Source organism: Desulfonatronospira thiodismutans ASO3-1, from assembly GCF_000174435.1.
GTDB lineage: Bacteria > Desulfobacterota > Desulfovibrionia > Desulfovibrionales > Desulfonatronovibrionaceae > Desulfonatronospira > Desulfonatronospira thiodismutans.
The window spans coordinates 66,884-82,469 of record NZ_ACJN02000002.1; the positions used below are offsets into that span (position 1 = coordinate 66,884).

7 protein-coding genes are annotated in these 15,586 nt (G+C 51.9%); all 7 read right to left on the minus strand.

Features of this window, described 5'->3' with window-relative positions; translation table 11 throughout:
* Positions 1-33: 33 nt before the first annotated feature.
* The 7 genes from DTHIO_RS06535 to DTHIO_RS06565 all read right to left on the minus strand — a co-directional run bounded on the left by DTHIO_RS06535 (position 34) and on the right by DTHIO_RS06565 (position 15,582).
* Complete coding sequence (locus DTHIO_RS06535; protein WP_244156335.1) at positions 34-5,685, minus strand: putative Ig domain-containing protein; 5,652 nt, start codon at positions 5,683-5,685, stop codon at positions 34-36.
* A 358-nt stretch (positions 5,686-6,043) separates the two neighbouring features.
* The gene (locus tag DTHIO_RS06540; protein ID WP_008869537.1) at positions 6,044-7,225 is read right to left on the minus strand and encodes a hypothetical protein; all 1,182 of its coding nucleotides are present in this window, start codon (positions 7,223-7,225) and stop codon (positions 6,044-6,046) included.
* Positions 7,219-10,851, minus strand: coding sequence for a pre-peptidase C-terminal domain-containing protein (locus tag DTHIO_RS06545; protein WP_008869538.1), 3,633 nt, complete (start codon positions 10,849-10,851; stop codon positions 7,219-7,221). The genes DTHIO_RS06540 and DTHIO_RS06545 overlap by 7 nt, the downstream gene beginning before the upstream one ends.
* A 436-nt stretch (positions 10,852-11,287) precedes the next feature.
* Positions 11,288-12,955 (minus strand): hypothetical protein, encoded by a 1,668-nt coding sequence (locus DTHIO_RS06550; RefSeq protein WP_008869539.1) that lies wholly within the window; start codon positions 12,953-12,955, stop codon positions 11,288-11,290.
* Positions 12,956-13,086: 131 nt separating this feature from the next.
* Complete coding sequence (locus DTHIO_RS06555; protein WP_008869540.1) at positions 13,087-13,944, minus strand: TylF/MycF/NovP-related O-methyltransferase; 858 nt, start codon at positions 13,942-13,944, stop codon at positions 13,087-13,089.
* Between the two features lie 26 nt (positions 13,945-13,970).
* Positions 13,971-14,768: a cephalosporin hydroxylase family protein gene (locus tag DTHIO_RS06560; protein WP_008869541.1), complete on the minus strand. Its 798-nt coding sequence runs from the start codon at positions 14,766-14,768 to the stop codon at positions 13,971-13,973.
* Entirely contained in the window at positions 14,758-15,582 is an 825-nt protein-coding gene (locus DTHIO_RS06565; protein ID WP_008869542.1) for an NAD-dependent epimerase/dehydratase family protein, read from the minus strand. Before DTHIO_RS06565 ends, DTHIO_RS06560 begins: the two co-directional genes overlap by 11 nt.
* Positions 15,583-15,586: the final 4 nt, after the last annotated feature.

A 15,586-nucleotide genomic window follows, 5' to 3' on the forward strand; every position in this document is an offset into this window, starting at 1 on the left:
AATTGGGGGTGGGCATGGCCCGCATCAGGGAAACTAACTAAACAAATCGCCGGAATCCTGCTCATCCTGCACTCCCTGCAGGGCAAGGCTGCCGGAATCACCTGAATTAACATAATCTGCAACTGCAACAGGTAAATCGGCCACATTTCCTTTGGAACCATCGTCCAGATGGACGATCTGCTTTTGCTGTGCTGCCAGTTCATAGCCCCAGGGCTCTGGAAATCCGAAATATTCCTGATTCTGCCACTCATTGGACTGCCAGTCACGCATTCCCAGCTCGGGACTGTAAGCCTGGACATAAATGGTGTTGTGCCCGGCCTGGTCTCCGGTGACCTGAAGCCCGTTTAGATCTTCAGCCCGGACCCAGCCGCCGCCGGACTGGGTATCCACTAAGGAACCCTGGACCACACCGTCCTGGTCCAGCTCGCCGGTCCATAACTGATACCAGGTCGTAGTGTCGTCCTGGTCTGTGAACAGCTGGGAAAAGGAAGTGCCTACAGAGATGTCTGAGTCAACGTTGAACTCGATTCCCGGGGGACCAGGAAAATCAAAATAATCCCCATCCCTCCAGGCATTGCTGTGCCAGTCCCCTGGCGGGGCTCCCTGTTTCCATCCCTGGACATACAAAGTGTTGTGCTCTAAGTTTTCATAACCAACCCTATAATCAGCAAGATGCTCAGCAGATATCCAGCCTGTAGAGTTGCCGTCTAAAACAATACCATCCTCAATTCGCCCGGTCCAGACCTGGTAATGGGTATACATGGCCTGCACATCCGTAAACAGCTCCGAGAAAGGGGAGCCCACGGCAATATCCACTTGTGTATGAAACTCAAAATCCTGCAGCAAGGGGTCGTCATCATCATCTTGTTCTTCTTCCGATGCCGGAAAAAGCCCGTACAGTATTTGATTGCGGGACGGGTCGGCGTCGTAAGCTGCAGCCTGAACCTGGGCCTGCAGCGGAGCCGCAGGATCCTCAAAATCGGCCGGTATTAGAAACTCGAAATCAGCGCTGTCCCCAGCTGCTATATTTTCAAAATTTACTTCAGTCACCTTGTCAGTAAATGACTGAAACTCAGAATCTGGCTGATTGCCCACAAGGGACTCGGGAACATCTATGGACAGAATACCGGACCCTGAATCCCGCTCACCCTCGTTGCTCACTGTAAAGGTCAAAAGAAATGTTTCCTCTATGGGCCCCTTTTCCTGTTCCACAGAGAGCACGAGATCTGCGCTGCCAACAACTTCCACAGGCTCATCAGAAAAGGCATGGTCCGGAGCCAGACCTTCGGCTGTGGTCACGGCGTTCACATAGTAAGTCCCAGGAGCCATTTCCCGGTAATCCCATACATATTCCTGCTGCCCCTGAACGACTTCAATGGCATCAGTGGTAATGCGCCGGCCCAGTTCGTCCACAGTTTCAGGGCTCAGGCTTGCATACAGCTGCACAACCCCGCTGTCTGCATCCTGAAGCTCGGTGTCGAACACTATATGCACCTGATCGCTCCCGGCATCAACCTCCACGCTCAAAATCTCTGTACTCGGACCTTGAAACATCTCGCTGGCGTCGTAGGTCACCTCGCCCAGGCCGCTCTCATCGCTCAGGCGAAGATCCCAGGTGCCACGGGCGGGATTCTGCAGGGCCACGGCCCGCCCGTAATCGTCGGAGAGCTCCTGAACCAGGACAATATCCTCGTGATCCGACCACTCAGCCTCGCCGAGCACGGTCTCATCAGGGGTAATGAGCTCCAGAGTGCGGTCCGTGGCCGCCTCCTCCCAGCGGGCGGTGAGCACGACCACACTTAGATCCTCGTGCAGCTCCCAGCTGCCAATCTCCTCAATCTGTCGCTGACCGAGAAGCTCAACATTGCCGGCGAAATCAGCCCGCAACCCGACACCGGTCTTGAGGCCGAAGGGCAGGTCTATGGTACGCCAGGCCGCAACGCTGCTGTTTTGACCATTACCGTCCCCGACGTACTCCAGCATGGCCGTTCCGGAAGTACCGCGTCCGCCAATGAGCGGAACCGCTTCCGGCATGTGCAGAGTAGCTACCATGGAGGCGTCCACATGGCTGATATCCCCCCGGGTGTAGAGCTCCAGCTGGGCCTGGGCGCTGACCACGCCTTCCAGCAGCTCAATTCCCAGTGAGGTCTGAATGTCTCCGTAAGCCAGGTCGTATTCTATATCACCCGTGGCTTCCAGCAGGGTGAAGTCGTTGATACGCGCAGGATTCACACCAAACCAGCGCACCAGGGGATCGGTGAAACTCTGCACCACACCAGGTACAAAGTAGCCCACCTTGGAATCGATTTTAAAATCCAGACCAATGTCCCCGGTGGTGAACTCGCCGCCAAGACTTCCGTGCAGGGGCGATGGAGTAACCGTGGTATCCGGACCCAGGGTGGTCTTGATCCTGCCTTGATAACTCAGAGCACTCTCCTCATCCCGGCCGGACAAGCCATCCACGCCAAGCTCACCGCCCTGAATAAAAAACGGTGTGGAGCCCAGAGGAGCATTCAGACCGTCCAGGCCCAGCTTGAGCTTCTCCAGTTCTATGGGATCCCAGAAGGCCCCCAGCTCAATCTCCAGCTCCACTCCGGAAGCCAGAAACGGAGCCTGGCCCTTAATGTTGCCACCAAAGCTGGACTCTGTAGTATCCAGTTCCAGACCAAGCTCTGAAATCAAAGGACGGGTGGTTTCCACATAGCCAGGGACAGACTTGGCGGAATAGCTTATGGATCCGGACACGTCCCAGGACCACGGCTCTTCCTCACTGCCAGGGGAAAAACGCAGAAAATTCTCTCCCCGGGTGAACAGCCCAGCATCATCGTCAACTGCATCTCCGGCCAGATCCAGCTCCATGCTGCGGGCAGTATCCACGCCTATGACCCGGAACTGGTCCTGAACCTTGCCCCCCCAGCTGAGCTCGGCTTTGCCGCTGAAGTCGAAGGTGTCCTCTACAGCATCGTAGTACACCCCGAAATTAGAGAGTTCCAGGGAAAGAGAGCCCCCGGGAACACTCAGATTCAGGGCATCATCATCCTTAAACCAGCGTCCTGTTCCCACTCCATCGATGCGGGGTGAAAACATGGGTCCCTGCGGCGACGTACTCAACAACAAGGGCGCATCTTGGGTATCCAGGGTGACAAAGCTGCCACCAAACAACAGGTCCGTTTCCAGACTTAAACCTTCAGGCTCGATCTCCATATCCGAGAACTTCATCTGGATTGTATCCCCCACCAGACGCGCGCTGTCCTCGCTGTTGTCGTCCTCGAAACCGGTGACTTCCAGGGTCTGCATATTGACCTCAAATCCGCTATCTCCCGCCATCAGCGGGGCGTCGAACTCCACACCCCCGGACCACAGCCCGCCACCGGTCACCTCCAGAATATCCTCTCTAATGATCATCCGACCCTGTTCAAGGCGAAAAAGCCAGTCACTGCCATCCTTGTGCCCGACATGGATGGTGCTGCCTTCCTCGGAAATGATGGACCCGTCTTCGTGGGGCCGCCCCCAGTCACCAGTAGAGTCAATGCGCAACTGTCCGGTATCCACTACGGTCCAGTCAAACTCGTCAGTCACGCTGTCACCCTCGACGTTGCTCGATTCCACTGATATGGTGTGCTCCCCGGGGCCAATATCCTCGTCCGTGGTGATGGTGCCGGTTTCTGCATCAAAGAGCATGCCTTCCGGCATTGCGCTGACCTGGTAGCTCAGCTCGCTGCCAAGTATAGAAGAAAAATAATCATCCAGAGATAATGTCTCCACGTTGAATTCCAGGCTGATCTGATCGCTGATGATGGACTCTTGAACAGGCTCATCAATCTTTGCAAAACCATAGAATGACGCAGCGGAACCCTCCTCTGCGCCCTGGATTCTCTCAAGCTCGAAGGTATCCGCATCCAGACGGTAGAGGGAGTGAATCTCCCGGGGATCAGTGTATTCCACTGACAGCAAGTACTCTTGATTATCTAAAAGTACTGTATCATGAATATAAGTGCCTCCTGGCAGGTTATCCATGACAGACCCGGTTCCCGAAGGAGTGCCGTCGGTTATCCATAATTCGGACTTGATGAAATCGCCAAAATAACTTTCATAGAATTCTGCTTCTATCAGCCATCTATTGTCTTCCAGTTCAACAAACCAGTCCTGATTGAGCCACGCATCGGCAACAAGCCGCTCGGTCCCTGTGGCAGTTCCGTCAGTACGCCAAATGCCGTCACGATGGCCATTGAACAGCCAGACGTTATCGTAAAAGGGCACGAAGGTGTCTGCATAGCTGACCTCACTGGTAATTATCTCAGTGCCCTGACTGGTTCCGTCGGTGACAGCAAGGCTTTCGTTAAAAAGGCCTTCCCCTCTGGCGTGATATAGTATCCTGTCGTTTCCAAGATTGAAGAATTCCGGGACAGGATCCCAGCTTTTTGCCACTTTAAGGGTGTCATCATATGGATCCGTTACCAGCTGAGTGCCCCCGTGTGTCCCATCGGTAGTCCACAACAAAGACCATTCACGATTATAATAATCATACTCTTCCGGGCCATCAAATCTCCAATAATCGGGATGCCCCTCTACAGCACTGGCTTCATAGAGCAGTGTACCATCTGAAAGCTCTATGGGCGGAACTTCCCTGAGCCTGGAATCATTGGCTTCCACGTCTTGCAAAGGTCCTTCCACCGGGCCTGAATGAATGTTGTCCCAGTTATTGAAATATACAGGGTCAGGGGCCTCCTGGCTTGCTCCTCCAAGACGCCATGTACCCTCGGACGTACCGTCGGTAGCCCAGCCAGCGTGCCAGTCATAAACGACGCCGCCCTGGAGGAGCTGACTCTGGTCCTTGCTGCCCTCAACAGTGACCTCTTCTACCTCCTGGACAACCCGGGTGCCTGAGGGTGTACCGTCTGTTGTCCAGATGGCCGGTTCAGGCTCTATTGCCGTAAACAAAGCCTTTCCAGATCCCATGGCCGTGGGCTCAGAACCCGTAGCAGACCCAGTACGCACCAGTTGAAACCCTGTATCTGCTTCAATCAACCGGTGTGTCCCTTCAGCGGTTCCATCGGTGGACCAGAGGGAGCGGCCCTTATCGCTGTCCAGCGCCGTGAAAAGAACATGACCGTTTCCCAGGGCCATAAAGTCTTGCGGATTGCTGCTCAAAGGCTGGCCATCATTGTCTGTGCCGGGGCGCAGATTCTTAACCAGGCTGGTCCCCTCCTGAGTGCCATCGGTAACCCACAATTCGCGTCCGCTCCCGGCGGTCTGTGTGGCACTGAAGACCGCCTGTCCATCTCCCAGAGGTGTTATGGATGCCGGCTGACTACCCCGCTCGGAGTGGGGATCAATGTCCTTGACCAGTACAGTACCTGACTCACTGCCGTCGGTGCGCCACAATTCGAAACCATGGGTATCATCACTGGTACCTGGTCCATCGTTTGCCGAAAAAAGAACCAGACCGTCGGAGAGCCTGACTAAGTGCCCGGGATTGCTGGAGTCCAAGGGCTGAATGTCCTTGAGCAGGCTGGTGCCCTGGGAAGTGCCGTCGGAAATCCACAGTTCCCGGCCGTATTCGGGATCAGAGGCTGCAAACACAACCCGTCCCGAAGAGACCCCGGTCTGTCCGGAATCCACTGTGCTGTGCTGGGCAATTGAATCTGACTGATTTCCCAGGGCATCTGCCTGGCTTTTATCCACAGAATCTTGCTTATAATGGGAGGATGGCGGCATAATTCACCTCTATTGAGCAATGGCAGTGAGAATTGCCCGGTTCAGGTATGAACAAAAGAAGATAACCTAAAAAGATGTTTTAAGACTTGAGTGTTCTTGCTACAAGGAGATCATAATGGATTTCAACCAGGAAGTCATCTTTTTTTTGTCTTGGTTATTTTTTTAGGGTGAAAGAAACTTCCAGGCAGCCCATAAAATGCTATGCATAAAATGGGCAATTAGGGGGCGTAATTGCTCACATCAGGCAATGCATGCAATGGGGCAGTAAAAGGCCCCACCCTGGGATAAGCAGGTGGGGCCTTTTGGAGGTTAATTTGCAGTGGGATTAGGCCATGCAGAGCTCCTCGAAGTCATGGGCAATGCCCTGGAGATCAACTTTCTTGTTGAAGTCCTCATGATCTGAGATGTTGCCATCTTCGTAGTCCACGGCCACTTCGAAGTCATCCAAGGATTCGGCAGTAAGCTCCCAATCTTCGCTGGACATGGTGTATTGTTCACCGTCCCATTCAAGGCTGAGCTCATCCGCGAAGTTCAAGGTGAGATTAGCACCATCCACGTCAGCGCTGTCTATACCGATCTTCTCCATATTGCCATCGGCATCGGTAATCTGAATGGCGAATGCATCCAGGTCCAGGTCCCCCTCCCGAGGTAGCTTTTCCTGATAGCTGAAGGTCATGCCCAGATCGTCAGCATCATAGACATGGTCCCGGACATTATTACTGCCTGTGGTTTCATAGAACTCAAGCTCATTCAGATAGGGGTTGAATGATTCATTGCCCTGAAAGGTGTTTCCACCTTCATCAATAAATTCTGCTTCATGGAGATCAAATACTGGATCACTGTTGTCAATATAGTCTGAGTCGCGAGTATATATATCCACTTCACTGGAAGATACAACACCATAATGATACGGACTGTCATTATTGACAATGCTACAGTCAGATATCTGGATCTTGCCATTGTATATTCCATATACTGCTGCACCATTTAATGCATAGTTATCGCTAAAGCTGGATTCATCTATTTGTGCCCCTTGCTGGGTTTCAAGCCCACCTCCAAAGTTATCAGCCGAGTTCCCTTCAAATGTAGAAGACTCCACCTTCAAATACCCACCAGACGAAATTCCTCCTCCTATACCGCTGTGATTACTATCAAAACTGGAATCTGTTATTGTAGCCTCACCGTCAGGATTCATGGCATAAATTGCGCCACCAAAAGTGCCGCTTTGATTATTGCTGAATTCAGAGCCGGAGATTTCCAGATTATTTTTAACCAGTAAAGCACCCCCACCTGCATTTCCTCCATCTCCACCTTTAAAATCCAGGTTTTCAACAATCAGACTTCCATTTCCGTTATGTATATTTGTTTCCAGGATCCGAGAATCCCCGCCGGCATTCAGGGTATAACTCTCTGCGTTCTGACCACGAATTACAAGATCGGCATCTTCTTCATATAAAAGCTGTGATCCATCAAAATCATCAATATCGTCTGCAACCTCGATTACCAATTCATCCCCGGCCAGATTTCCTTATCCTGCAGGGCAAAATCAAGCTCCTCATAATCAGTCACCACATAATGAACGTCCTGATCAGAGCCTCCTATGGCGAACTCGATTTGTTCCGTAACCGACTGGGCATTAACCGCATCAACTGTGACTTCAGCTTTGTATTCCCCAGCGTCAACTATCCCCTCGAGAAATATAACTTCCTCAGTTTGACCATCATCAAGAGAAGCCGGATTGAAGGTATGTTCATAATCATCTTTCGGAATAGCCAGAGTCACACTGGGATTTACGGCATCGGCTGACTGGGCGCCGAATCCCTTCACCTTGACCGAGAAAGACTCCCCGACCCCCGGAGATTCAGGACTGATGGAAATGTCGTAGATTTCCAGAAAATCATCATCAGACTCATCATCCGCAGGCAAAACCTCCAGGGTAACTGACTCACTCTCATCCCCGGTATCCAGCTCCAGATCATATTCACCGATGTCCAGGCCGTGCTCGGCTGTATCCAGGTCAAAGGAGATGTCCCTGGTATCTCCGGCGGGGATGGTGAACTCCTCCTCCAGATGCACGTCATCCACGCTCAGGGAGATATTCTGGGTGGTTTCCCTGTCCCCGGTATTCTCCACTGCAGCAGCGACTGTCACCGTCTGGGACTCCTGAACGGAAACATCCCCGAAGGAGTCTATGCTCAGATGGGCAGGGAGATCGTCCCCTATCTCGGTCTGGTAGGTGACATCTTCTTCCAGCTCCAGATCAAAAGTGTTCTCATATAACCATAAGGGCTCATCTAACGCATCCCAGCCACCGTCTGGAAACTCATCGCTATACAGAGGGTCCATTCCGATATCAACGAAATCCAATATCTCCAAATGCGCATCCAAAACATCTGCAGTTATGCTCCCATTAGGCATCACTCCGGTATTGTTGTTAATCTCGCCATTCAGGGTATAGGTGGCATCAATATCCATGGATCCGGAATCTTCAGGGGCATCAAAGGTAAAGTCATCACCGAGCTGTCCGGTCTGCACCTGCCCGTCCTGGGTCTGCATGCTTACTTCCACCTCGCCGGGTTCAAATGTAAAATCCTGGGCAAAAGTCAATCCCAGATTGGCGCTTACATCCGCAACCGTGTAACCCAACTCGGCTACCCCAAAATCATAAGAGCTTTCCAATAGATCCGGAAACCCAAAGGCGTTTTGAGCTAGCCCAGTCAGGCTAAGACCCAGATTGACAAACGAATCATCCGTGGTACCGTAGTCGTCCCCCTGGGTGCTCACAGGATCCAGGGTGTGCGAAGAAACCGGTTGCGACTCCAACTCCAAGCCGGTGGGCATGCCCATCTCAAACCCTACAGGCCCAAAGTCCTGGTCCAGTTCAAAATCACCCAGAGTACCATCGACAAGGCTTATTGGATCACCTGCTGGGGCGATATCTACATCGAAACCACTGTACTCAAACGAGGACGCTGGGGACCACAAAGGTGCATCCAGGCTTATATCGGATACGGACATCTCCAGCTGAGGAGGTATAAGATCCACGCTGAACCCAAAATCATTGGGATTGGGGGCATTACTCTGAAGAGTAGCCTCTGTCAGGCTGTAATCCGAGGTATCCACGGAAAATGATTGCCCGGAAGACACGGTTTCAGGTACGCCCGGATCCATATCCACCGGGTAATCCAGGTCCAGATGTCCGGTCTCCAGATTGAGTTCGGCCAGCAGGCCGGCCTTTATACTGGTGTGGTAATTGTAGGATAACTCGTGAGAAGCTGTTTCGAAGATAGGTGAGCCCTCTATCGTTTCATCAAGCAAAAAATCGTCAAAGGTCTTGTCCAGTGAAACCCCTTCTTCTCCGGCCCACATTCCTATTGAATCGTCGGAAAAATTCAAAATGTTAGAGGAATCGTTTTCGGTGGAGAGAGAGCTGTTCTCTGTATAACTCTGTGAAAAATCATAATCCATCTGCTCAGTGCCCAAGCTATCACTCTCTTCCTGAAAATACTCTTTTTTCTGGTTGCTAGCGGTAGCTTTGTCCGCAGCAGTCTTATTCAGTTCGGTATCACCAGCTTCTGAACTGAAATCCTCTAAAGTTCCTCCTGGTTCATTCACGTCCACATTTAATTCATACTCGTGGCTGCCGTGTACCGGCCAGGCCTCTATATAGTAATCGCCAGCCTCTAGTTCCTGGGACAAAAAGGCTTCTCCGGTATCGCTGACATCAAATTCGATATGCTCCTCATCAGAGTCCAGAATACGAAAACCCAGATTCTGATCCAGATCCTCGTCAAAGAGCATGGATATATCCACTTGGCCCTGTTCTGTCAGGGTAAAGGTATAATAATCTTCGCGCACTATTCGGTCGAAAACCTCTACAGAGTGTTCCCGGCTGTCCCCAGGGGACAGCTCCCCGATTTCCATGGCCTTTTCAGGACTGTCTGCGGTCCTGAAAGTATCTGCCCGGATGCTCAGGTCATAATCTTCAGAGCGGCCCAAGTATTCATAAACATTAACATAGTAAACGCCTTCCTCCAGGGTGACTGCTATAGATTCCTGGTCGTTATCCTGGTTGGAGTGTGAAATCAGGGAACCCTGGGAATCATACAGGCGCAGGCCCATTGCGTTTCTGGTTTCATCTTGCCCTGAAGCCTCAACTGCCACATCCAGATTATCCTCCAATTCAAAAGAATAATAATCTGCATGATCACCAAGGCGGCCCACATCCTCAGAGTGTTCAAAAGTGTCCCCCTGGGAAAGAACACCTATCTCCCTGGCCTCTGCCCGGCTGTTTCCAGCCCCGTCTGCATAGGTGACATACACGGTAAAAGTCTCGATGCTCTCGTTGCCGTCCTGGTCCTGGCCGGTTACCTCTACCTCATATTCGGACTGAGCATGGTAATCTATCTCTGTGCCTGCCTCAAAAACCAGCCCTCCGTTCTGGATGGTGAACACATCCTGGTCGGCACCCCCGGTTACCTGGTAGTCAAAGCTATCCTCGGGATCGGCATCCGGGATGCCGAATCCGCCAAGAGTATAGCCATCTGATGTGTCCACATCGTCAGGGACCACGTCCTGTTCCAGGTAAAGATCCAGTTTTGGGGCATCGCTGAACTCCATCTGTACATGCTGCCATTCGCCCCCGGCTGTCCGGGCATAGACATGATTATGGTCCTCCTGCTCCTGGGTGACGGTCAAGTCCTCCAGATCCTGGGATTCGATCCAGCCCTGGCCGTGGGGGTTAATTTCGCTGGTATCCACCACCCCGCCATCAACAACGTTGTTCTGATCATCCAGCTTTCCCGTCCATATCTGCAGCCACTCAGGAGGATCGGTAAACACATCGCTTGCTGTCTGATGTGCTGAATCTACCTGGGCGTGTTCCCAGTCTTCCCCGTGAGGCTGCCAGTACAGGGTCTTCCCGGCGGCGTCATGCAGGGAGACATCGCTGATTTCATCCCGCATGGCCCAGCCGTTGCCATGCTCGGTATCCTGAACAAACCCGCCCAGCCAGTCCTGCTCGGTCTCCTCGCCCAGCAACAACCGATACCAGTTTGAGGCATACTCGGGGATCTCCAGCAGATCTTTAAAGGACTGGCCCAAATAGGCCTGGGATGCAGAAAACTTGATCATAATTTCCTCCTTTTGCGTGCTAAAGCCTGGGTTTAAGAATAAGCCCAAAAATCCATCAACACCCATTCAGGGGATCAGCAGCGGGGTCATAAGAGGCAGTGAGGAGAGGGAAGGAGCATCCGGGAGCAGGAATGGATGCTGAAGGACAGGAATACGACAAACGTCAAGGAACTTGGGGAACAAATTTACTCAAATAAAGACAAAAAATCAAGGGTATAAAAAGAACAAATTCCAGGCGGCAGGAAGGGCTGGATTCAATAAATATCCTCCGGGTGAATCCATCCGCCACCCTCGCCAACGTGCTCGGTGTCTACCAACTGACCCTGGTCATCCTTACCAGTCCACAAACGCACATAATCTGCATCTGTTGCGGAAAAGTCCCCGAAATTTAAAGTTATATCTTCCTGGGCTGCCCTGAGATCATCCTCCGGAAAGTTTATGCAAACGTATCTGGATCCGGGATCTCCGAGTATCTGCTTACTCCCAGAACATCCAGAACTGGCTCTTCATGCCCCTGAGTTGCTGAATCGAGTTCTCCGTAAACGCCCGAATCCTCTTCCTGGTCAGCTATAATCAGATTCTGAAAATTGCTGATGCTGATCTCCATAAAGCTTTCGGCTTGAGTCAAAATCAAGGTATTGCTCCCTTCGCCGCCGTCCAGCTCCGCTCCCTGAGCAAAGCTTTCCGGATCAGCCACTACAGTGGTATCTTTCTGGCTGCCCTGTATCCTGGTCAAACTATCCTGTTCCACCCCGGAAAGATCAACTTCCATTTCCCCTTCAAGCTCCCCTGCATCCACAATCTCCAGATCGCCTTCTACCCACGGAAGTTCCAGGTCACCCCGTCCTGATACGCTGATCTCTTCCAACTGAGGCACATCCTCCAGGAACAAACTATCACCCATCTTTAGATGCAGGCTTTTTACATCCGGAGTTTCCTCCAGACTCAAATAACCCGCTTTGAGAATCTCCAGGTTTAACTCAGCAATACTTCCGACCCGCAATACAGCTGGATCGCCTTCTTCTCCCAGGGCCTGGGTGCTGAGCAGGGTCAGGTGATCATTGTCCTCTTCGTCGGGGCCGGCCAGAAATTCAAAAGTCATATCCCCTGTGTAATCCGTGGTAATGGTGATGCCTCTTTCTAAGTTGTACAGGTCTACCTGCTGCCCCTCAGTCTTGAGGGTATAATGCTCTGCATCCTGCACCCCAGTAGCGTCAAAAGCCACATCCCGGTTGTCCGCGTGAATAATAATGCTGGATATATCAGTTACCCCTCCGCTGTTGCTGAAGCCCTCAAAATCAGTGGTCATCCTGGCAATATACAGGGTGTTCTCACCGCCGCCTCCATGAATAAAGTCATCCGGATTCAGGGTGGTTTCGCCGTCCGCGCTGCGCAGGACCTCGCCTTGGATCACATAATCTTCATCAGAGAGCTCCAGATAATTTTTATCGTCCTCCTTATCCTGGGGCATTTCATGAGCAGGAGCCAAAAAATCCACTCCTTCGGTCAATTCGATAAACGTGCCCCCCACATCCCAGCTGACCCAATCCAGGAACTGGTTCCCGTTATAGGTCTGGACCCAGATGGAGGCAGAGTCCGATTCTTTAATATCACCCAGAGAGATCCCGTGTTCGTGCAGCTCATCCTCCCGGAGCCAGCCTCCATCATTTCCGAACGGCTCCCAGTGGGCCTGGCCCTCCTGTTCTGTACGCAACAACACCCGGAACCAATATTCCTCGGTAAGGTTCCTGGCAGTAAACATCTCGTGCAGGGATGTTTCAGGACCAACAGCGCTGGTGCGGTATTGGGAAGTGGCCGTGGAAAAATCCACTTCGCTGCCCTGCCAGGAGCCTGTCCCTGCATCGGCTGCTGCCGGGCGGACCCACAACTCAGTGTGTCCGTATTGCGCGAAATCCAATTTAAGATCATGGAGATCCTCAGTTCGAATCCAGCCGTTACCGATTTCAGAAATGCCAGCTGTATCCACCAGTCGGCCTTCATGATCAGATCCTGTCCATAGCTGAACCCAACCCGCATCAACAACCTCCACCAGTTCTCCAAATGTCTGCGTTTCTTCGGCAATGGACTTAAAAAGAACTTTCATGGGATCCTCTCTTGTATCTACTTTGTACTTACTATTTTTATAAACACTTGCATATGTTTTGGAATCAAGAAGAAATGGGTTTGCTAAACGCTTACATACCCAGAAACATCCCTATCAAACCAACCGGAACATCACTTGATAATTAGCCCCTGCCCTGTGGGCTGCAGGATGATGTCCGTCCCCAGACGGGAGACGCAGGCATCCATGGCGTGCTTTTGCTCTGTGTGCAGGGGAAAACCATAATCATCCAGCACCACTACTCCTCCGGGAACCAGATAAGGCCAGAAAAATTCCAGAGCCTTAACCTCAGGGTAAGCAACATTCATATCAATGTGCAGAAAAGCCACCTTTTGCCCGGAAAATTGCTCCAGGGTTTCCGGAACCATGCCTGGAATGATATTTATGTTTTCGTAACCGGAAAATGTCCTGCAGACCTCTTCATAAATCGGGGGGTAGCGGTCTTTATTCCTTTCTTTCAGAAAAGGACTTTTCTCACGTTCCATCTCGTTCATCTGCTCATACACCAGTCCCTGAAAGGTATCAAAAAGCCAGAACCTCCTGTAAGGCAAGTCTTCAGGGTAATAAGTAAGCAGGGCCAAAGACATGCCCCCGCGGTCCACGCCGCATTCCACGAATTCGCCTTCCAGGCGCAGGGCAACTCCGGCAAACTTGATCAGGTTATAGACCCGCCAGCGGATATCCCTGCCCCACGTGGAAACAGAAGCAGCTGCCTGGTAGGCCTCTTTGAACCGCGAATCTTCCAGAAAAGTTGCATTGGCTTTGGTGCCCAGAAGATCTTCAAGATATGTTGCACGGTTATAAAGCACCATAGCTGACCTGAAGCGCTTGGGATCAAGTTTGCCTTTGCGATATATACGTAAGAGGCTTTTTAGTTTCTTGTCGCTTATCTGCTTCAAAATGGCGCTGATAAGTTCTTTTTCCGAATAAGCAGACTTACTCAGCAATTTTTTTTTCAAGAATCCGAACATGATATCTCCTTTGCATCCCGTGCAATTCATTCGGGGAGTCTGCGCAAAAAACCCTCAGGCGCAGAGGTAATCTGCAGCTTGCTTTCCAATACTTCATCCACTTCCATCCTGAGAACACCACCGTCCTGTGCAGTTCTACCCTCTTCCCGCAGGCACCGGAGGTATTCATATACAGCGGTCTTGGGATTGTTGCCCCGGCACCAGGGACGCTGCGGAAAAAGATCTTCTTCTGAATCCTCTACGTGGGTATCAAATACGACACAGTAGCTTCCCGGACTGACCAGGGGAGCATAAATCTCCAGTTCAGCCAGTACATGTTCGTGGGTATGATTGGAATCCAGAATAACCAGGACAGGGGATTTATCTTTGGCGTGCTGCAGGGACTGGGTAGCTACTTCTTGCAGAATGCTTGAGCCTTCTATCATGGAAATGCGCCTGGACATGGGATGGGCCTGGATGGCTTTTTTGTTGTGGGGTCTGATCTCGACATCTATCCCCAGAACTTCTCCCTCCCGGCCTCCGCAGAGGGACACCAGTTCCAGCATGGAAGCCGAAAAAATTATTGATCCTCCATGGGCGATACCGGTCTCGATAATAAGTTCCGGCTGTACTGAATAAATTATCTCCTGCAGGGCGAATACATCCGTGGGATACTGGATTACGGGCCGGCCCAGCCAGTTGAAATTGTAAGGATATCTGCGGCGCATGCTCTCCTGGAACCACTTCCGGGAGAGGGCGTTGAACTCGGGGTCCCGGCCGTACCCGGCTATGCGCTCTTTTTTTTCCTGTTCAAACAGCTGAACAGGGTCTTTTTCACCCCTCATAAAACCTCCGGTATTCATTCAGCAGGCCGGGCAGATCCCTGGCCAATGTCCGCCCTGGTGAGTAGAATTGACTTTTTAGCCTGGAAATATCAATTCGGGGAAAAGTCCACCTGGCAACCCGGGATGCAAATTCCACCTCAATGCCCTGGTCCCTCAGCATGTCAGCCAGTTCCTGATTGCTCAGATTCATGCCGCAGGCCAGGTTGTAAATTCCGTATTGGCCATCTCTGGCAATCAATGGCAATAATTCGACTACATCCTTTAGTGAAATATAGTCTTTGGCCGAGTCCGGGGAAGTGCGAAAAGTGACCTTGCCTGTCCTGGCGGCATCCTGCAGGACACTGGACAGAAAATCCGGTGATGCCGGATCAAACCCGTATACATGAGAAAGACGCACCACCCGGGCACGCTTTGAACCCTGGAGGCAAGCGCTCTCCCCCATGAGCTTGCTCAGGTTGTATAATGCATCCAGAGAATCCGGCCTGACCCAGAGCTCGCTGTCCTCCCGGGTTGAACCGGCATAAGCATAAACCCTGACACTTGAAAGGTAAGTCAGTGAAGTGAACCTTCCCGACTTCAGAAGGCGTTTAAGCACACAGACATGAGCCTCTACCGCGTCCAGAGGACGGGTTCTGAAATCCGCAGTAACCCCTATGCAATAGATAACATGACCAAGATCCATGTCACGCAGCGCGTCAGGCCATCTGGATATCTCTTCCCTGCCCGGAGCCAGCACCTGGTAACCCTGCCCCCGGATCCCGGCCAGGAGGGCCCTGCCGATAAAGCCACTGGCACCCAGTACGGTAAAATGCATTCAA